22 protein-coding genes are annotated in these 17268 nt (G+C 72.1%); 15 read left to right on the top strand and 7 right to left on the bottom strand.

What is annotated here, in order from left to right; all coding sequences use genetic code 11:
• The first annotated feature begins 131 nt into the window (after positions 1-131).
• From OEIGOIKO_RS18370 to OEIGOIKO_RS18360, 3 genes are all read left to right on the top strand, one after another.
• Entirely contained in the window at positions 132-1082 is a 951-nt protein-coding gene (locus OEIGOIKO_RS18370; protein ID WP_125054972.1) for an MBL fold metallo-hydrolase, read from the top strand.
• Between the two features lie 268 nt (positions 1083-1350).
• Positions 1351-2247: a glycerophosphodiester phosphodiesterase gene (locus tag OEIGOIKO_RS18365; protein ID WP_125054971.1), complete on the top strand. Its 897-nt coding sequence runs from the start codon at positions 1351-1353 to the stop codon at positions 2245-2247.
• A 184-nt stretch (positions 2248-2431) separates the two neighbouring features.
• Positions 2432-3271 (top strand): arylamine N-acetyltransferase family protein, encoded by an 840-nt coding sequence (locus OEIGOIKO_RS18360; protein WP_125054970.1) that lies wholly within the window; start codon positions 2432-2434, stop codon positions 3269-3271.
• A gap of 44 nt (positions 3272-3315) precedes the next feature.
• Here OEIGOIKO_RS18360 and OEIGOIKO_RS18355 read toward each other — a convergent pair whose 3' ends face one another.
• Together OEIGOIKO_RS18355 and OEIGOIKO_RS18350 are read right to left on the bottom strand one after the other, a co-directional pair.
• Positions 3316-3762 (bottom strand): RidA family protein, encoded by a 447-nt coding sequence (locus OEIGOIKO_RS18355; RefSeq protein ID WP_246177403.1) that lies wholly within the window; start codon positions 3760-3762, stop codon positions 3316-3318.
• 50 nt (positions 3763-3812) lie between these two features.
• Positions 3813-4664, bottom strand: coding sequence for a DeoR/GlpR family DNA-binding transcription regulator (locus tag OEIGOIKO_RS18350; RefSeq protein WP_125054969.1), 852 nt, complete (start codon positions 4662-4664; stop codon positions 3813-3815).
• A gap of 238 nt (positions 4665-4902) precedes the next feature.
• Between OEIGOIKO_RS18350 and OEIGOIKO_RS41625 the strand changes: the two genes are divergently transcribed.
• Positions 4903-5061 carry a hypothetical protein gene (locus OEIGOIKO_RS41625; protein WP_170251748.1) on the top strand — a complete coding sequence of 53 codons (159 nt, stop codon included), beginning with the start codon at positions 4903-4905 and terminating at the stop codon, positions 5059-5061.
• Positions 5027-5200: a hypothetical protein gene (locus tag OEIGOIKO_RS18345; RefSeq protein WP_246177402.1), complete on the top strand. Its 174-nt coding sequence runs from the start codon at positions 5027-5029 to the stop codon at positions 5198-5200. Before OEIGOIKO_RS41625 ends, OEIGOIKO_RS18345 begins: the two co-directional genes overlap by 35 nt.
• Here the strand turns inward: OEIGOIKO_RS18345 and OEIGOIKO_RS18340 are convergent.
• Entirely contained in the window at positions 5166-6140 is a 975-nt protein-coding gene (locus OEIGOIKO_RS18340) for an alpha/beta hydrolase (protein WP_246177401.1), read from the bottom strand. The genes OEIGOIKO_RS18345 and OEIGOIKO_RS18340 overlap by 35 nt on opposite strands.
• A 63-nt stretch (positions 6141-6203) precedes the next feature.
• On the bottom strand, positions 6204-7874 hold the full coding sequence (locus OEIGOIKO_RS18335) for a bifunctional 3'-5' exonuclease/DNA polymerase (protein WP_125054967.1): 1671 nt from the start codon (positions 7872-7874) through the stop codon (positions 6204-6206).
• A gap of 257 nt (positions 7875-8131) precedes the next feature.
• Between OEIGOIKO_RS18335 and OEIGOIKO_RS18330 the strand changes: the two genes are divergently transcribed.
• The 3 genes from OEIGOIKO_RS18330 to OEIGOIKO_RS18320 all read left to right on the top strand — a co-directional run bounded on the left by OEIGOIKO_RS18330 (position 8132) and on the right by OEIGOIKO_RS18320 (position 10605).
• Positions 8132-8899, top strand: coding sequence for an alpha/beta fold hydrolase (locus OEIGOIKO_RS18330; protein ID WP_125054966.1), 768 nt, complete (start codon positions 8132-8134; stop codon positions 8897-8899).
• 165 nt (positions 8900-9064) lie between these two features.
• Positions 9065-9910 carry a nitrilase-related carbon-nitrogen hydrolase gene (locus OEIGOIKO_RS18325; protein WP_125054965.1) on the top strand — a complete coding sequence of 282 codons (846 nt, stop codon included), beginning with the start codon at positions 9065-9067 and terminating at the stop codon, positions 9908-9910.
• A gap of 104 nt (positions 9911-10014) precedes the next feature.
• On the top strand, positions 10015-10605 hold the full coding sequence (locus OEIGOIKO_RS18320) for a Uma2 family endonuclease (protein WP_371858937.1): 591 nt from the start codon (positions 10015-10017) through the stop codon (positions 10603-10605).
• A 56-nt stretch (positions 10606-10661) separates the two neighbouring features.
• Here OEIGOIKO_RS18320 and rpsN read toward each other — a convergent pair whose 3' ends face one another.
• Together rpsN and rpmB are read right to left on the bottom strand one after the other, a co-directional pair.
• Positions 10662-10967 carry a 30S ribosomal protein S14 gene (gene rpsN, locus OEIGOIKO_RS18315; protein ID WP_030019256.1) on the bottom strand — a complete coding sequence of 102 codons (306 nt, stop codon included), beginning with the start codon at positions 10965-10967 and terminating at the stop codon, positions 10662-10664.
• Complete coding sequence (gene rpmB / locus OEIGOIKO_RS18310; protein ID WP_125054964.1) at positions 10967-11203, bottom strand: 50S ribosomal protein L28; 237 nt, start codon at positions 11201-11203, stop codon at positions 10967-10969. The genes rpsN and rpmB overlap by 1 nt, the downstream gene beginning before the upstream one ends.
• Positions 11204-11253: 50 nt before the next feature.
• On the opposite strand from rpmB, the gene rpmG reads away from it, so the two are divergent.
• The 5 genes from rpmG to OEIGOIKO_RS18285 all read left to right on the top strand — a co-directional run bounded on the left by rpmG (position 11254) and on the right by OEIGOIKO_RS18285 (position 13869).
• Complete coding sequence (gene rpmG, locus OEIGOIKO_RS18305) at positions 11254-11418, top strand: 50S ribosomal protein L33 (RefSeq protein ID WP_030019254.1); 165 nt, start codon at positions 11254-11256, stop codon at positions 11416-11418.
• An 8-nt stretch (positions 11419-11426) separates the two neighbouring features.
• Positions 11427-11681 carry a type B 50S ribosomal protein L31 gene (locus OEIGOIKO_RS18300; protein WP_031012651.1) on the top strand — a complete coding sequence of 85 codons (255 nt, stop codon included), beginning with the start codon at positions 11427-11429 and terminating at the stop codon, positions 11679-11681.
• The gene (locus OEIGOIKO_RS18295; RefSeq protein WP_125054963.1) at positions 11681-12880 is read left to right on the top strand and encodes a GTP-binding protein; all 1200 of its coding nucleotides are present in this window, start codon (positions 11681-11683) and stop codon (positions 12878-12880) included. The genes OEIGOIKO_RS18300 and OEIGOIKO_RS18295 overlap by 1 nt, the downstream gene beginning before the upstream one ends.
• A gap of 148 nt (positions 12881-13028) precedes the next feature.
• Positions 13029-13265, top strand: coding sequence for a 30S ribosomal protein S18 (gene rpsR / locus OEIGOIKO_RS18290; RefSeq protein WP_125054962.1), 237 nt, complete (start codon positions 13029-13031; stop codon positions 13263-13265).
• Between the two features lie 364 nt (positions 13266-13629).
• Entirely contained in the window at positions 13630-13869 is a 240-nt protein-coding gene (locus tag OEIGOIKO_RS18285) for a DUF397 domain-containing protein (RefSeq protein ID WP_030019250.1), read from the top strand.
• A gap of 127 nt (positions 13870-13996) precedes the next feature.
• Here the strand turns inward: OEIGOIKO_RS18285 and OEIGOIKO_RS18280 are convergent, their stop codons facing one another.
• Entirely contained in the window at positions 13997-14518 is a 522-nt protein-coding gene (locus tag OEIGOIKO_RS18280; RefSeq protein WP_125054961.1) for an ATP-binding protein, read from the bottom strand.
• 320 nt (positions 14519-14838) lie between these two features.
• Here OEIGOIKO_RS18280 and OEIGOIKO_RS18275 point away from each other — a divergent pair, with 320 nt between their 5' ends.
• Together OEIGOIKO_RS18275 and OEIGOIKO_RS18270 are read left to right on the top strand one after the other, a co-directional pair.
• A complete protein-coding gene (locus OEIGOIKO_RS18275; protein ID WP_125054960.1) occupies positions 14839-15702 on the top strand; it encodes a helix-turn-helix domain-containing protein in 864 nt (287 codons plus the stop codon).
• A gap of 91 nt (positions 15703-15793) precedes the next feature.
• Entirely contained in the window at positions 15794-17251 is a 1458-nt protein-coding gene (locus tag OEIGOIKO_RS18270; protein ID WP_125054959.1) for an aldehyde dehydrogenase family protein, read from the top strand.
• Positions 17252-17268: the final 17 nt, after the last annotated feature.

Genomic DNA, 17268 nt, shown 5'->3' with positions numbered 1-17268 from the left:
TCGGTTAAGGCAAATGTTTAGCTTTTGGCCGTGGTGCAGGGAGGTTCCTGCCGCCGATCCCCTGGTTCTGGTTCTGGTCCTGGTCCGGTTCCGGCTTCTCCCTGCTCCGCTCCCATCCGTACGGAGGCCCCATGTCCCCTCGCCCCGCGCACACCTGGCACGTCGGCGACATCGTCGTGCACCGCGTCGACGAAGTCGCGCTGCCGCCCGAGACCGGCGCCTGGCTGCTCCCCGGGGCGACACCGGACCTCGTGGCCGGAGTGCCTTGGCTCACGCCGGAGTTCGCCCGCCCCGACGGCACGCTCCGCGCCGCCGTGCACACCTTCGCGCTGGAGGTGGGCGGTTTGCGCGTACTGGTCGACACGGGCATCGGCAACGGCAAGACGCGCGCCAACCCCGCCTGGCACCAGCTCGACACGCCGTACCTCGACCGGCTCGCCGCCGCCGGCTTCCCGCCGGAGCAGATCGACTACGTGATCCTCACGCACCTCCACGCGGACCACGTCGGCTGGAACACCCGCCTCGCCCCCGACGGCAGCTGGCAGCCGACCTTCCCGCGCGCCCGCTATCTCACCTCCCGGGCCGAGTACGTCTATTGGTCCGGCGTCGAGATGGAGGAGAGCCGCCGTCAGATGTTCCGCGACTCGGTCGAACCCGTACGGGAACACGGCCTGCTGGACCTGGTGGACGTCACCGCGCCCGGCGTCGAGGTCGTCCCCGGCGTCACGCTCGTCCCGACGCCCGGTCACACGCCCGGCCAGAGCGCGGTCGCCCTGCGCAGCCAGGGGCAGTCGGCCGTCATCACCGGCGACTGCGTGCACCACCCCGTACAGCTGGCGCACCCTCAGTTGTGCAGCAGCGTCGACATCGACCCGGAGGAAGCCGTACGGACGCGGCGGTGGCTGTTCGACGAGGTGGCGCGGAGCGGTGCGCTGATGCTCGGGAGCCACTTCGCGGCGCCGACGGGCGGGCGGGTGCGGCGGGAGGGGGACGGGCCGGAGGGAGCCGGGACCGAGGGAGCCGGGACCGAGGGCGGTACGGGCAGGGAGCGGTACCGGCTGGAGACCGTCGGCGGCGAGTGACGGCCCCTCACCGCCGCCCAGGAAGGCGCCGAGCCATGTCTGGGGGCGCCCGGCCGGCACCGGGGGCGCCCGGTCCGTACCGAGGGCGCCCGGCCGGTACCGGGGCGCCCGGCTCCCACGACACGCCAGCGCGTACGCCCCGCAGCGTGCGCGCCCCCGCATGGCGGCATTCTTGAATGCTTAAGGGCATATCGGGGCAAGGCTGTCGCTGTCGTTGCTGTCTGCGGTGGGCGTGCCCGGGAGGCCCTGGTGTGCCTGGGAGGCCCTGATGAACCAGAGATCGTTCCGCGTCGCGGCGGCCACCGGATGCGCACTGCTGATCACCGGCCTGACGCCGGTCTGCGCGGGCAGCGCGCAGGCCAGTCCGGGCACCGTCGGCCGGGTGACGGCTCCGCTCGCCGACGTCGTGAGCATTCCCTGGCTCTCCGGCCCGGTCGTCGTCGCGCACCGGGGTGCTTCCCGGGTGGCGCCGGAGAACACCCTCGCCGCCGTGGACGCGGCGGACCGGCAGGGCTTCAAGTGGGTCGAGAACGACGTGCAGCAGACCCGGGACGGGAAGCTGGTGGTGATGCACGACACCACACTGGCGCGGACCACCGACGCCCGGCGCGTGTTCCCCAAGCGGGCGCCCTGGCGGGTACAGGACTTCACGGCTGCCGAGATCGCGCGGCTGGACGCCGGAAGCTGGTTCAACAAGCGCTTCGCACGGGAACGGGTGCCGACGCTCGCGGAGTTCCTGCGGCGGATGGAGGACCACGACCTGCGGCTGCTGCTGGAGATCAAGAGCCCGCAGCTCTACCCCGGCATCGAGGCGCGCATCGTCAAGGAGCTGGCGGGCGCGGGCTGGCTCGACCGGAGCCACGTGCGCCGCCGGCTGGTGGTGCAGAGTTTCAGCGCGAGCAGCATGCAGACGGTGCACCGTCTGGTGCCGCAGCTCCGTACGGGGTTCCTGGGCAACCCGCCGCTGAACGCGCTCGCTTCGTACACACGCTACGTCGACCAGATCAACCCCCAGCTCTCCAAGGTGAACGCGCAGTACGTGGCCGCCGTCCACCGGCTGCGCGGTGTGCACGGCCGCCGGATGGAGGTCTTCGCCTGGGACGTGCCGCTGCGCGACCACGCGCGTATCGCATCCGCTTACGGCCTGGACGGCGTCATCGTCTGAGGGGAGCAGGCCACCACACCCCCACCGCTGCCGATGACGCCCTTCACTGCCCACCCCGCCCCTCACTGCCCACCCCACCCACCCCCGCCCGTCTCGTAAGGTCGCAGGGGCGGCGCGTCGCCGACCGCAGGTGAGCAGGCGCCCCGGGATGTGGCCCGGGGCACAGAAGGAGCAGGGACCGGGCATGACCGACAGCATCTGGAGCGGGGACCAGCTGGACCTCGACGCGTACCTCGCACGGATCGGGTACGCGGGCGAGCGCACGCCGACGGCCGCCACCCTGCGGGAGCTGCACGCCCGGCACGCCGCCGCCTTCGTCTTCGAGAACCTGGAGATCATCCTGGGGCGGCCGGTCCTCCTCGACCTGGAGTCCCTCCAGGAGAAGATGGTCGGCCGCCGCCGCGGCGGCTACTGCTACGAGCAGAACCTGCTGTACGCCGCCGCGCTGGAACGCCTCGGCTTCCAGGTCTCCGGGCTGGGCGCCCGGATCCGCATGGGAGAGACCAAGATCCGGCCGGTCACCCACGCCCTCCTCAAGGTGCGGCTGGACGGCGCGGACTGGATCACCGACGTGGGCTTCGGCGGGGAGGCGCTGCTGGAGCCGGTCCCGCTGCGCGACGGTGTCGAGGTCCGGCAGGGCGGCTGGACGTTCGGCCTGGTGCGGGAGGGGGAGGACGGCACCTGGGTGCTGCGCTCGCGGCACGCGGACGGCTGGTTCGACCTGTACGCGTTCGGCCCGGAGGCCCGCCACCCGGCCGACTACGGCGTCTTCAACTACTACATCTCCACCCACCCGCGCTCGCCGTTCACCGGCCGTACGGTGGTCCAGCAGCCCGGCCCGGACCTGCGGCGCACCCTGATCGGCACGGAGCTGACGCTGACCCGCCCGGACTGGTCCCGCGAGGTGCGGCAGGTGCCGGCCGAGGAGATCCCGGCCGTACTGGAGAACGACTTCGGGCTCGTCCTGGACGGGAAGGACGAGGCCGACCTGGTGGCCCTGCACCGGGAACAGCCGGTGGCCTGACGCGTACGGGTGGCCTGCCGCGTACGGGTGGGCTGCCGCGCCCCCTACCGGACGACCGCGACCCCTTCGATCTCCACCAACGCCGCCTCGTCCCACAACCGCGTCGCCCCGATCACCGCCATCGCCGGATAGTCGGCGCCGACCAGCCGCTTCCACACCCGGCCGATCGCGGCCGCGTTGCTGCGGTAGTCGGCCACGTCCACGGCGAAGACGGTCAGCTTGGCCAGATCGCCGGGGCCCGCGCCGGCGGCCCGCGCCGCGGCCAGCAGGTTGGCCAGCGCCCGTTCGAACTGCTCGACGAGGCCGGCACCGACGATGCGGCCCGCCCCGTCGAGCGCGGTCTGGCCGGCCAGGAACACGAGAGTGCCGGGCGCGGCCCGTACGGCATGGCTGAAACCCGTCGGCGGCGACAGCTCGGGCGGGTTCACCCGTTCGAAGCCGTCGGCCGCCACGGGCGGCTGCTCGCTCTCCGGTACCCGTCCGTCACTCACGCCTGATGCGTCCCCTCCGCCACTCACTTCGGATGCGCCCCCTCCGTCGCTCACGCCCGATGCGCCCCCTCCGCCGCCAACTCGTACCGTACTCCCAGCGATTGCAGCGCGTCCCGCTCCTCCTGCGGAAGCTGTTCGTCGGAGATGACGAGGTCGAAGTCGGCCAGCGGCGCCAGCGAGTACAGCGCCTGGCGGCCGAACTTGGAGTGGTCCACCAGCAGCACCTTGCGCCGTGCCGCGGCCATCAGTGCCCGCTTGACCAGGACGTTCTCCTGCGCCTGGTGGTAGCAGTGGCCGTTGTCGACGGCGGAGGTGGACAGGAAGGCGACATCGGCGCGGAAGCTGCGGGCGATGTCGGCCGTGGACATGCCGAGGAAGGCGTTGAAGGCGGCGTGGTACTCGCCGCCCAGCGCGATCACCCGGATGTCGGGCTCCTCGGCCAGCTCGTTGATGACCTGGAGCGAGTTGGTGATGACCGTGTACGCGCCGCGCGAGGCGAGGGAGCGGGCCAGCGGCAGCGCCGTGCTGGAGTCGTCGATGATGACGGCCTGGCCGGGCTCGGCGATGGCCAGCGCGGCCGCGCAGATCGCCTCCTTCGCCGCCACCTGCTCGTTGCCGCGCCAGCGCGCGTTGGACTCGAACAGGGCGTTGGGCGCGGCGGTCGCCCCGCCGCGCACCTTGCGCAGCCAGCCCTGGTGCTCCAGGGAGTCCAGGTCGCGGTGGACCGTCATCTGGCTGACGCCCAGCTCCTGCACCAGGTCCTCGATGCTGACCTGCCCCTCGGCCAGCACCCGGTCCGCGATCCGCTTGCGGCGGTCCTTGGGGCCCAGCTTGGTCTCGGGCGTCGGCGCCGGGGCCGCGGCCGGTGCCGAGGCGTCTGGAGTCCCTCCGGTGTCGGCCAACGCTGATCCCTTTCCGTACGTGCTCGGCTGTCCGCCGAGTCTATGGCGTGGTCACGCCGTGGTCGCCGCCCCGGACGACGGGTGCCCGCCGGACGTTCCGGCCACCGCTTACGGGCGGAAACGGGCGAACGCCACCGCGTGGTGGAACGGCCGGGCCCGGTGCGCTGCGCCCGTGTCCCGGCGTCCGGGCCGCCGGGCACCGTAGGCGTACGCCGTCATCACGCGCAGGCTGCGTCACATGGAGAAGGCGCCGACGAAGCGCGGCGGCCGGGCCGACGCGACCGACGTGGTCGTGGCCGGGGCCGGCGGCGGCCCGCCCGGACGCCAGGGAATTGGCGCGGGCGTCGGGTGCGATGTCACCGGTGAGCGCGGTCCGGACGTGCCGCAGTCCGGATGAGTCGCTGGGCGAGACGATCCGCAGTTCCCTGTACGGGCCGGCGCCGTGGTGGCTGGACCGGCCGGAGAAGCCGCGGGAGGTGCTGGTCGCGGCGATGGTGCGGATCACGCGCGGGCCGGTGGCGACGGCGTCCGGCTGAGCGGGTCGGGGTCCCCGTGGAGCGCGGCGCGCAGCAGGCCCGTCCAGCGGGCCGTCGTCTCCCGTGCGAGACGGGAGTCCGGGGCGAACATCTCGAAACCGTGCCAGGCCCCCGGTACGTGGTGCAGCGCGACCCGTACCCCGGCGTCCTTCAGCCGGCGGGCGTAGGCGAGCCCGGTGTCCCGCAGCGGGTCGAGACCGCAGACGACGACGCAGGCGGCGGGCAGGCCGCGCAGATCGGTGGCGCGGGCCGCCGCCGCGTACGGGTACGCGGCTGCCCCCTCCGGCGCGTAGTGCCGCCAGCCCTGCTGGATGAACGCGCCGTCCGGCAGCCGCGGGTCGCCGTCCGCCGGCGTCGGCCCCGTACCCGCCGTGTCGTCCAGATCGGGTACGACCAGCGACTGATGGACGAGGGCCGGGCCGCCCCGGTCACGCGCCATCAGCGCGACGGCGGCGGCGAGCCCGCCCCCGGCGGACTGCCCGCCGACCGCGAGGCGCGTGGCATCGACACCGAGCGCCGCGGCCTGCCCGGCCGTCCACTCCAGGGCGAGGTAGCAGTCCTCGACCGCCGCCGGGCACGGGTGCTCCGGGGCGAGGCGGTACTCCACCGAGACCACCGCGGCCCGCACCTCGCGGACCAGCCCGATCGCCGTACGGTCCTCACCGGGCGGCGCCTGCCCGAACGTGTAGCCCCCGCCGTGGAAGTGCAGTACCGCGGGCAGCGGGCCCGGCGCGTCCACCGGCCGGTAGACCTCCACGGCCAGCCGCGAACCGTCCGGCCGCGGCACCGCGAACCGCTCGCTCGTCACCCCGTCGCGGTCCGCGGGGAAGTGGCGGGCGAGGGTGTGCATCCCGGTGCGGGTGCCTTCGATGTCGGCGTACGGATCGAGAAGCGGAGGCAACTGCTCCAGTACGGGCGCAAGCTCAGGATCGACATGCACAGCAGCACTCACTCCTCTCCCGGTGCCCCCTCGGTACTCCACCGTCCCGTCTACCCCGCCGTCTCACTTCGCATCGGCGTAACACTCCACCACCGCCGTACTGAACGGGAACCGCACCGGCGTCACACCGAACGCCGTACGCCCCGCCAGCTCGGCGGCCTCCGCGACGGCCGCCGCCACCGTCGCGGCCTCCTCCTCGGGGGCGTGCACGATCACCTCGTCGTGCTGGAAGAAGACCAGCTCCGCCCGGAGCGGCGCCAGCGACCGGCGCAGCGCGGCCAGCATCAGCAGCGCCCAGTCGGCGGCACTGCCCTGCACCACGAAGTTACGGGTGAACCGGCCACGCGCCCGGGCGCTCGCCGTACTGCCGTATGCCGGAACGTTTTCCTCCTGCGGCAGCCCCGCCTCGTCGGGCGGCGCCACGGAGACCGGCGGGCAGGTGCGCCCCAGCCACGTCCGTACGAGCCGGCCCTCCTCGCCCGCGCGCGCCGCCGCGTCCACGTACTCCACCGCGTCCGGGTAGCGCCGCCGCAGGTCCGCCATGTGCTTGAGGGCGTCCCCGGACGTCTGGCCGTAAACGGCGCCCAGCAGCCCCAGCTTCGCCTGCGCCCGGTCACCCCCGAAGGCCCGCGCCGCCAGGTCCGCGTACAGGTCGCGGCCGCTGCCCGCCACCTCCATCAGCCCCCGGTCCCGGGAGACCGCCGCCAGCACCCGCGGCTCCATCTGCTCGGCGTCCGCGACCACCAGCCGCCAGCCCGGATCGGCCACCACGGCCCTGCGGACCACCTTCGGGATCTGGAGCGCGCCGCCGCCGTTGGTCGTCCAGCGTCCCGAGACCGTTCCCCCGGGCAGGTACTCGGGACGGAACCGGCCCTCGTGCACCCACTGCTGCAGCCACGCCCAGCCATGCGCCGTGTGCAGCCGGTACAGGCGCTTGTACTCCAGCAGCGGCGCCACCGCCGGGTGCCGGATCTCCTGCAACTCCCACTTACGGGTCGACCGCAGCGTGATCCCGGCACCGGCGAACGCCTTGACGATCTCACCCGGCAGATCCGGGCGCACCCGTACACCCTCCCCGAACGCCCGCGAGACCTCCTCGGCCAGCTCCGCCATGCGGCGCGGCTCCAGACCGCCCGGGTAGCGCTCGCCGAGCAGCTCGTCCAGCAGCTCCCGGTGCACGTCCGCCCGCCACGGCAGCCCGGTCCGCCGCATCTCGGCGGCCACCAGCGTCCCGGCCGACTCGGCGGCCAGCAGCAGCCGCATCCGGCCCGGGTGCTCGGCCCGCTCCGTACGCTCCAGCTGCCCCGCGTACACCTCCAGCAACGCCGTGAACTCGTCCACCCCTGGCGGCAGCGGCACCGGGCCCGGCTCGAACAGCGACGGCTGGGTCTCCGCCCCGCGCACCGGCGGATCGTCGGGCACCGGCAGCCGGTGCCGCCGCGCCCACGCCGCGGCCAGCGACCGCGGCTGGCCCGACTGGCCCTCCTCGTGGCCGATCAGCAGCGCCTCGGCCGCCTCGACGTCGTAGCACCGCTCGACCCGGACGCCTGCCGCGAGCAGCTTCCGGTACGTCTCCGCGGTCGACCGCCACACCCACCGCTCCGCGTCCGGACACGCGCGTACGGCCTCAGCCACGCCCGCCGCCCGGACCGGCACCCCCACCGGGCGCCCGGCCGCGTCCACGGCGCACGCCGCCACCCGCCCGTCACCCGTTCCCCCGATCACCCACCGCATACGGGTACTTTCCCACCCTCCGCCTCACGCGGCCCGGCACCCGTGTCCCCCACGGCCCGCCGACCGGGCCCCGCGCCGCCGCCCGCCCGCGTCAAGGCGCGCCGTCAACACCGACGTTGGCCGGTTACCTCCCCTACCCGACCCGCCTGACTAGGGGGAGAATGCGCGCGCCGACCCAGGCCCGCACCCCGCCCCCACGCCCCGCACCAGCATCCCCGCCCACGGCAGACACGACGGCAGACAAGGGAGTCGCCCGTATGGCCATCGCGCACCGCGCCATCGGTTCAGGACCGCACCCGGTGATCGTTCTTCACGACTGGTTCGGCACCTCGGCCGGCTGGGGCTCCGTCCTGGATTTCCTGGACCGGACCGCCTTCACGTACGCCTTCCTGGACTGCCGGGGCTACGGCGACCGCAAGTACGTACCGGGCCGTTTCGACCTGCCGGAGATCGCCGGCGATGTGCTGGCCCTCGCCGACCAGCTCGGCTGGGAGCGCTTCTCCCTGGTGGGCCACTCGATGGGCGGCAAGGCGATGCAGCAGGTGCTGGTCGACGCGCCCCATCGGGTGAACCGGATGGTCGGCCTGGCGCCGGTCCCTGCCGGGGCGTACCCGATGGACGACGCGACGCACGAGCTGTTCTACGGGGCCTCGACGGACCCGGCCAAGCGGCGCGCCATCATCGACCTGGTCACGGGCCACCGGGCGAGCCCGGTCTGGCTGGACCGCATGGTGCGCCACTCGCTCGACATCTCCCGCGAGGAGGCGCACGCGGCCTATCTCGCCAGCTGGCAGCCGCTCGACCTCTCGGAGGCGGTCGCGGAGGCGGCGAAGCGGCACTCCGTCCCCGTACGGGTGGTCGTCGGGGCGTACGACCTGGCGCTGACCGCCGATCTGATGCGGGAGACCTGGCAGCGGTGGTATCCGCAGGCCGAGATCGTCACGATCGAGGGGTCGGGGCACTATCCGATGCACGAGACGCCGGTGGCGCTGGCCACCACGGTGGAGGAGTTCCTCCGCGCCTGACGCGCCGGTTCGGGGGCGGGCCTGCCGCGAACAGGCCCGTGCCCGCATCCTCTGTCAGCATGGCTACGTACCGCCCGTAACGCCGCAAACCATGCGCAAGGCGGGTGTACCGCCCGCCATGCGCCGTCCCGGCGGGCGTGACGGCCGACGGAGCGAGGTGCGGGCATGCGGGTGGCGCTGGCGCAGACGGACTGCGCGCTGGGCGAGGTCGACGCGAACCTCGCCACCGCGCGCGAGGAGGTCGAGAAGTCCGCCGAACAGGGCGCCGACCTCGTCGTCTTCCCCGAACTGAGCCTGCACGGATACCACCTGGGCGCCCTGCCCCGGGACGTCTCGGTCGAGGCGCAGGACCCGCGGCTGCGCGACCTGAGCGCCCTCGGCCCGGACGTCCTCGTGGGTTTCCACGAGCACACGGTCCTGCGCGCCTACAACACGGCCGCCTACTACGCCGGCGGCACGCTGCTGCACGCGCACCGCAAGCTCTACCTCCCGAACTACCTCTCCTGGGAGGAGCGCAAGCACGTCAGCCCTGGCCAGTCGCTTCGCGCGTACGGCCTGACGAAGTCCCCCAGCGGCGGCCGCGGCGCGACGCTGGTCTGCAACGACGCCTGGCAGCCGGTGCTGCCCTGGATCGCGGTGCAGGACGGCGCCGAGGTGCTGTTCGTCCCCACCAACAGCGCCGCCAGCCTCGACCCGGAGGCGATGGACACCGGCTCGTACTGGGACACGCTGCTCTCCTACACGGCGCGGATGCTCCAGTGCTGGATCGTCTTCGTCAACCGCGTGGGCAACGAGCACGGCGCCGCTTTCTGGGGCGGCTCCCGGGTGGTGGACCCGCGCGGCACGGTGGTGGCCCAGGCCCCGAAGTGGGAGACCGCGCTGGTCACGGTGGACATCGACCTGTCCGAGGCCCGCCGCCAGCGCCGCGCCGTCCCCTTGGTCGCGGAGGCCCGGCTGGGCCTCATCGACCGCGAGGTGCGGCGGTTGATCGACGAGGGCGGGGACAGCTGACCCGCGGAAAAGCGGTCGTGTGCTCGAACGGATGAAAGGTCACCCGAACGCTCGCGTGGCGTCGCCTAAGGTGGCAGTGTCGCTCCGCACGAAGGAGGTCCACCGTGGCACTGACCGTTCCGGAACCCGAACCGTGGGCCGCCGATGAGCGTGCACCCGCATCGGCCGAGGATGCCTTCGAAGCGTTGAGCGCGGCAGCCCCCAAGGGATGGCGCGTGGAGCTGACCGAAGGGGAAATCCACGTGGTACCACCTCCCGTAGGCAGGCACGAAGAGATCGTGTCGGAACTCTCAGGGCAGGTGCGCGATCACCGTAAGGACCTGGGGCGTTACACGAACCTCGGACTGTCCGTCCCAGGAAGCACGTCCACCGGGAAGGTGATCCCTGACCTGGCGGTCGCCCCGAAGGGCAGCTTCGACGACGACATCGGCTTCCACGACCCCTCGCCGGTCATGCTGGTCGTCGAGGTGCTCTCGTCCTCGACGGCGGGGAACGACCGGATCAAGAAGCTGCGTGGGTACGCCCGTGCCGGTATCCCCTGTTACCTGCTGATCGACCGTGCCGCCGACCTCGCCACCCTGTGCGCGGAACCCTCCGGCGACCAGTACCTGAACGTGCGCGAGATCAAGCTGGCAGAAAAGGTCATCTCCCTGCCGGACCCCCTCAATTTCGATCTCGACACCACCCAGTTCTGAGCTGACCGGACGGCCCGCCCCGAGTTCCGCGAACGGGGCGGGCCGTCCCCTGTCCCCTACCAGCTCGACTTCCGCACCCCCGGCAGGAACCCCGCATGCGCCTGCTCGCGGAGCTTGACCCGGGAGAGGCCGAAGGCGCGGAAGTAGCCGCGCGGGCGGCCGTCGACGCTGTCGCGGTTGCGTACGCGGGTGGCGCTCGCGTCCCGCGGCTGGCGGGCGAGTTCGTGCTGGGCGGCCAGCCGCTCCTGCTCCGGGGTGTGCGGATTGCGGATGACGGACTTCAGCAGGGCCCGCCGGGCGGCGTAACGGGCCACCGTCGCACGACGCTTCTCGTTCTTCGCGATCTTGCTCTTCTTGGCCATCAGACCTTCTCCCCTCGTGCGCGGATCCGGGCGACGGCCGCCTCGATCCCGATCGTGTCCACGGTCTTGATCCCCTTGGCGCTGAGCGTGAGGCGCACGTGCCGGCCCTCGCTCGCCAGCCAGTAGCGCTTGCGCTGGATGTTGGGGTCGAAGCGCCGGGACGTGCGGCGGTGCGAGTGCGAGACAGATTTGCCGAAGCCGGGGCCGCGGCCGGTGAGCTGGCAGTGGGCGGACAAGGTCAGAACCTCCTAATGAAAATGGAAACCATTTCTGTATAGTAGCGCCCATGGCCCGCAACGAACTACGACCCGTGATCAAGCTCCGGTCCACCGCCGGGACCGGCTACACCTACGTCACCCGCAAGAACCGCCGGAACGACCCCGACCGGCTGGTGCTGAAGAAGTACGACCCGGTCGCCGGCCGCCACGTCGACTTCCGAGAGGAGCGCTGAGCAGCGTCATGAAGCCTGGAATCCACCCGCCGTACGGTCCCGTCGTCTTCCGTGACCGGGCCGCCGATTACGCCTTCCTGACCCGGTCGACCGCCACCAGCGACAAGACGGTCGAGTGGGAGGACGGCAACACGTACCCGGTCATCGACGTGGAGATCTCCTCGGCGAGCCATCCCTTCTACACGGGGACGGCGCGGGTGCTGGACACCGCGGGCCGCGTCGAGCGGTTCGAGCGCCGGTACGGGAAGCGCGGGGCCCGCTGATGGGCGGCCCGTCGCGGGAGAACGCCGCCGCCGGCCCCGGAGACGGCGGGGGCCGGCTGTCCGTGGTGATCGTCGGCGGGCTGCACCCGGACGCCCGCCGGACCGCGGTGGAGCGCTTGCTGCACGCCGTACCCGGCAGCGTCGCGCTCCACCACGATCTCGCCTCCGCCGCTGAAGGAACGGTCCGCCGGACCGTGCGGGACGCCGGCGGGGTGCTCGACACGGGCGAGGCGCCGCTGGTCAACGACTGCGCCTGCTGCGCGCTCCGCGAGGACCTGGTGCCCGAGCTGGAGCGGCTGGCCGCCGGACGCACCTGCCGGCTGGCCGTCGTCGAACTGTGGGACTCCGTGGAGCCGAAGGCCATGGCCGAGGTCGTCACCGCCTGCGGCGGGGAGGACCTCGCGCTGACCGGCGTCCTCACCGCCGTGGACCCGGCGCTGCTGCTGCCGTATCTGGGCTGCGGCGACGACCTGGCCGAGGCCGGGCTCGCCGCGGCCGCCTCCGACCAGCGGACCGTCGCGGACACCTGGGCCCGGCAGCTGGAGTACCCGCCGGTGCTCGTCCTCGTGCCAGGCGAGGAAGAGGCGGACGCCGCCGACCTGGCACTGCTCGCCCAACTGCACCCGACGGCCCGGGTCGTGGACGTCGGTTCCCCGGGGGAACTGGCCGCTGCGGCCTTCGCCGGATTCGACGTGGAGGCGGCCGCCGCGCGGCAGCACCCGGCGTGCGCGCTGCTCCCCCAGGAGGCCGACGCGGACGGTGTCGGGACGCTCGTCTGGCACCGCACCCGGCCCTTCCACCCGGCCCGGCTGTACGCGGCGCTGGAGGACCTGACCTGTGTGGCGGCCCGCAGCCGTGGCCGGTTCTGGCTGGCGGACCGGCCGGACACCCTGCTGTCCTGGGACGCGGCGGGCGGTGCCCTGTGTGTCGAGAACGCCGGGCCGTGGCTGGCCGCGCTGCCGGACGCCGCCTGGGACCTGGTGCCGCCGGTACGCCGCGCCGCGGCCGCTCTGGACTGGCATCCCGAGCACGGGGACCGCGCGCAGCACCTGGTCTTCACCTCGCCGGGACTGGACCGCGACGGGCTGACGTCGTTGCTGGAGTCCTGCCTGCTGACGGACGAGGAGTACGCGGGCGGGCCGGGGGCGTGGAAGCGGCTGGCCCCCGCGTTCGACGAACTCCTCGACCCCGTCCCGTAACCCCTTCTGCCGCCGCTGCCGTCGGACCTCCGCGACCGCGACCGCGACCGCAACGGCAACCGTGACCGCAACCCCGACCGGCAACCCCGACCGACTTCGCCCTCGCCGGCCGCGTCCGACCCCGTACCGCCCCCCCCCAGGAGCCCCGATGCCCCGTCGTCACGACCTCCGCAAGAAGACCGCGCCCCGCCCCAACCCGCTGGACGCGGCGCGGATCACCTACATCGATTACAAGGACACCGACCTGCTGCGGAAGTTCATCTCCGACCGCGGCAAGATCCGCAGCCGCCGGGTCACGCGGGTGAGCGCGCGGCAGCAGCGGCAGCTGGCCCGTGCGATCAAGAACGCCCGGGAAATGGCGCTGCTGCCGTACACGTCGAAGTGAGGACCGGGCGGCCGCCCGCGGCTGTTTGCCGGGTTGCCGCCGCTTACGGAGAAGCCCGCCCTCCCGGCCGGTCTTCCGGAACACCGTGCGGTGTTGCGGAAGGCCGGTTCCCTTGTTGCGGGGAACTCTGTCGTCCGCTGATACGTCCCGTGAGCATGGAGTTGGACGTGCTGTGACCAGGACGCCACGGGCCGTCGTGCACGTGCATCCGACCATGCATCGGCATATGAACGCAGCTATGATCCCAACCAGTTGCAGTTGACACCGGTTACCGCTGTGCGGACTGCTGCTGACAGACCATCACCGACCGCTCAGCGCGCCACGACCCGTCACCGCTGACCACCGCATCCACCGGGAGACACCTGTGCCCGACGCATACAACGGCATGGCCGCAACGGATCTCCACGGTGTGACCTGGCAGAAGAGCCGGCACAGCAACTCGCAGGGGTCCTGCGTGGAGTTCGCGCGGCTGCCGGGCGGGGAGATCGCCGTACGCAACTCCCGGTTCCCGGAGGGGCCGGCGCTCGTCTACACGCCGGCCGAGGTCGAGGCGATGATCGCGGGTGTCAAGGACGGCGAGTTCGACCACCTGGTCCGGGACTGACGGTCCGGCCCGGTCCGGTACGGACCGGCTGCGCGCCTGCCCGGACGGTCCCGGCCGTCCGGGCAGGCCGGCGAAGGCTCCGTGGCCCCCGGGCCCCGTGCCCCCGAGGCCCCGGAGCCTTCGCCGCTCAGGGCAGCCGGAACTGCGCCCACACGATCTTTCCGTGCGGTGCGCCGGCCAGCGGGTGCCAGCCCCAGCCGTCGCTGAACGAGTCGACCAGGTACAGGCCGCGTCCCGACTCCGCGCCGGCGTCGGCCGTCCCGGCCTCCGGGGACGCGTCGCTGGCGTCGCGTACCGCGCACACCAGCCGCGACGACCACCGCATCAGGTGCAGCCGGGCGGGCAGGGTGTCCGGGTCGGCGGGCGGCTCGTACGGGGCGTGCGCGGGCCCGTACGAGTCGGCGGCGCCGGTCGTGGCGGCGTGCCGCAGGGCGTTGGTGACCAGTTCGGAGACGACCAGGGCGACGCTGTCGAAGACCTCCTCCAGGTCCCACCGGTGCAGGGTCTCACGGGTGAACTGCCGTGCGCCGCGCACCGATTCGTAGCGCGGGGCCAGCGAGTAGGAGACGGAACCGGAGACGGCCAGGGGGTCGACGGGAGGAAAGCCCTGCCATAACGGCTGGAGCATGGTCAAAACCTTGGTCCCCATGCGAGGCACTCCTGGCGTTCGCGGACGTCATGACCCTGGCCGGGCAGCCGGATCTGGCGGTCTGGCGGATCTTTCCCGAGCGTGCATGCGTGCGCTGTCCATGGTTCCCAATGCGTACGCCAGATGCAAGGGCAGATGCACGTGCACGCGCCCTGTTTGGGGGCGGCCGTGCCACTTCACGCGTATTTCTTCCTACGTGTTCTTGTGGAGCACCCGCCCGGACCTCCCACATCCGTAACCGGATGAGCACTCAACGAAGCCCGGACGTGGCAGACTGCGGGCCACTGTTGGACGGGGTGGGCCATGGGAGGGTCACAAAGGTGTCCGCAAGTGAATCGAGCGGGTCCGTGGTGCGGCGCATCCTGCTGGGGGCACAGCTCCGCAGGCTGCGGGAATCCCGCGGCATCACCCGCGAGGCGGCCGGCTACTCCATCCGCGCGTCCGAATCGAAGATCAGCCGGATGGAACTGGGCCGGGTCAGCTTCAAGGCGCGCGACGTGGAAGACCTGCTCACGCTGTACGGCGTGAACGATCCGCAGGAACGCGAGGCGCTGCTGGTTCTGGCCCGCGAGGCCAACGTCGCGGGCTGGTGGCACAGTTACGGCGACGTGCTGCCCGGCTGGTTCCAGACATATGTGGGGCTGGAAGGGGCCGCTTCGCTCATCCGCGCCTACGAGGTGCAGTTCGTGCACGGGCTTCTGCAGACGCAGGAGTACGCGCATGCGGTGGTGCACCGCGGGATGCCGGGCGCGAGTGCGGCGGAGATCGACCGCCGGGTCGCGCTGCGTCTGGAGCGGCAGAAGTTGCTGCTGGCGGAGCGACCGCCGGAGTTCCACTGCGTGCTCGACGAGGCGGCGCTGCGCCGCCCGTACGGCGACCGGGAGGTGATGCGCGGGCAGCTGCGGCACCTGATCGAACTGTCCGAGCGGCCGAATGTGCGCTTGCAGGTGATGCCGTTCAGCTTCGGCGGGCACGCGGGGGAGAGCGGTGCGTTCACCACCCTCGGCTTCCCGGAGCCGGGACTGCCCGACGTCGTGTACCTGGAACAGCTGACCAGCGCGCTCTATCTCGACAAGCGCGACGAGGTTGCCCAGTACGCGCGGGTCATGGACCGCCTCCAGGAGGACAGTCCGAATCCGGCCGAGACGAGAGACTTGATACGTGGTCTACTCCAACTGACTTAACTCGTAGGTAGCATGAGTTCCCATCAGGAGTCAGCACCCCCCCGGCCGGGGCGCTGTGACCGGCGCCCTGTCCTCCAGATTGGGATTTCGCATGTCCTACTTCGACGAGTTGGCGTACCAGTACATCGGCGGCGAATGGCGGGCCGGCAGCGGCTCGTGGGACATCGTCGATTTCAATCCCTATGACGGGGAGAAGCTGGCGTCCATCACCGTGGCCACGGTCGACGAGATCGACCAGGCCTATCGTGCCGCCGAACGCGCGCAGGGGGAGTGGGGGGCCACCAACCCGTACACCCGCCGGCTGGTCTTCGAACGCGCACTGCGGATCATCGACGACCGGGAGCGGGAGCTGGGTGCCGCGATCATCGCCGAGGTCGGCGGCACCCACGCCAAGGTGGCTTTCGAACTCCACCTGGTACGCGAATTCCTGCGCGAGGCGATCCAGTTGTCGCTGCGGGCCGAGGGGCGCATATTGCCGTCCCCGGTGGACGGCAAGGAGAACCGGCTCTACCGGCTCCCGGTCGGTGTCGTGGGCGTCATCAGCCCCTTCAATTTCCCGTTCCTGCTGTCGGTCAAGTCGGTGGCGCCCGCGCTCGCCCTCGGCAACGCCGTGGTGCTCAAGCCTCACCAGAACACCCCGGTCTGCGGCGGCGGCCTGGTCGCGAAGGTCTTCGAGGAGGCCGGACTGCCCGCCGGCCTGCTGAATGTCGTGGTCACCGACATCGCGGAGATCGGTGACGCGCTCATCGAACATCCGGTGCCGAAGGTCATCTCCTTCACCGGATCCGAGAAGGTCGGCCGTCATGTCGCGACCGTCGCCGCCTCCCACTTCAAGCGCACGGTCCTGGAGCTGGGCGGCAACAGCGCGCTGGTCGTCCTGGACGATGCCGACATCGACTACGCGGTGGACGCCGCCGTTTTCAGCCGTTTCGTGCACCAGGGACAGGTCTGCATGGCGGCCAACCGGGTGCTGGTCGACCGGGCGGTGGAGCAGGAGTTCACCGAGAAGTTCGTCGCCAAGGTCAAGACCCTGAAGGTCGGCGACCCGAGCGATCCGGCCACCCACATCGGCCCGCTGATCAACGAAGGACAGGCGGAGGCCGTCGCCGCGGTGGTGGACCGCGCCGTCGCCGAGGGCGGCACCGCGCTGGTGCACGGCACGGTGCGGGGCACCCTGGTGGCACCGACCGTGCTGGCCGGGCTGGCGGAGGACTCCGTGGCGCTGTCCCAGGAGATGTTCGGGCCGGTCGTGGCGCTGGTCCCGTTCGACGGTGACGACGAGGCCGTACGGATCACCAACGCCACGCCGTACGGGCTCAGCGGCGCGGTGCACACCGCCGACATCGAGCGGGGTGTGCGGTTCGCCAAGCGCATCGAGACCGGCATGATCCACATCAATGACGGCACGGTGCACGACGAGCCGATCGTGCCCTTCGGCGGCGAGAAGGCGTCCGGGCTGGGGCGGCTGAACGGCGACGCGATGGTGGAGGCGTTCACCACCACCAAGTGGATCTCCATCCAGCACGGCCGGTCGCGGTTCCCGTTCTGACCGGCTGCTTCTGGCCT

The organism is Streptomyces paromomycinus, assembly GCF_003865155.1.
Taxonomy (GTDB): Bacteria; Actinomycetota; Actinomycetes; order Streptomycetales; family Streptomycetaceae; genus Streptomyces; species Streptomyces chrestomyceticus.
This window is presented reverse-complemented; position numbering and strand designations above follow the sequence as displayed.

Coding starts and splice junctions, on each gene's coding strand:
- OEIGOIKO_RS18370 (WP_125054972.1), top strand. CDS start 132: ATGTCCCCTCGCCCCGCGCACACCTGGCACGTCGGCGACATCGTCGTG.
- OEIGOIKO_RS18365 (WP_125054971.1), top strand. CDS start 1,351: ATGAACCAGAGATCGTTCCGCGTCGCGGCGGCCACCGGATGCGCACTG.
- OEIGOIKO_RS18360 (WP_125054970.1), top strand. CDS start 2,432: ATGACCGACAGCATCTGGAGCGGGGACCAGCTGGACCTCGACGCGTAC.
- OEIGOIKO_RS41625 (WP_170251748.1), top strand. CDS start 4,903: ATGGAGAAGGCGCCGACGAAGCGCGGCGGCCGGGCCGACGCGACCGAC.
- OEIGOIKO_RS18335 (WP_125054967.1), bottom strand. CDS start 7,874: ATGCGGTGGGTGATCGGGGGAACGGGTGACGGGCGGGTGGCGGCGTGC.
- OEIGOIKO_RS18330 (WP_125054966.1), top strand. CDS start 8,132: ATGGCCATCGCGCACCGCGCCATCGGTTCAGGACCGCACCCGGTGATC.
- OEIGOIKO_RS18325 (WP_125054965.1), top strand. CDS start 9,065: ATGCGGGTGGCGCTGGCGCAGACGGACTGCGCGCTGGGCGAGGTCGAC.
- rpsN (WP_030019256.1), bottom strand. CDS start 10,967: ATGGCCAAGAAGAGCAAGATCGCGAAGAACGAGAAGCGTCGTGCGACG.
- rpmG (WP_030019254.1), top strand. CDS start 11,254: ATGGCCCGCAACGAACTACGACCCGTGATCAAGCTCCGGTCCACCGCC.
- OEIGOIKO_RS18300 (WP_031012651.1), top strand. CDS start 11,427: ATGAAGCCTGGAATCCACCCGCCGTACGGTCCCGTCGTCTTCCGTGAC.
- OEIGOIKO_RS18295 (WP_125054963.1), top strand. CDS start 11,681: ATGGGCGGCCCGTCGCGGGAGAACGCCGCCGCCGGCCCCGGAGACGGC.
- rpsR (WP_125054962.1), top strand. CDS start 13,029: ATGCCCCGTCGTCACGACCTCCGCAAGAAGACCGCGCCCCGCCCCAAC.
- OEIGOIKO_RS18280 (WP_125054961.1), bottom strand. CDS start 14,518: ATGGGGACCAAGGTTTTGACCATGCTCCAGCCGTTATGGCAGGGCTTT.
- OEIGOIKO_RS18270 (WP_125054959.1), top strand. CDS start 15,794: ATGTCCTACTTCGACGAGTTGGCGTACCAGTACATCGGCGGCGAATGG.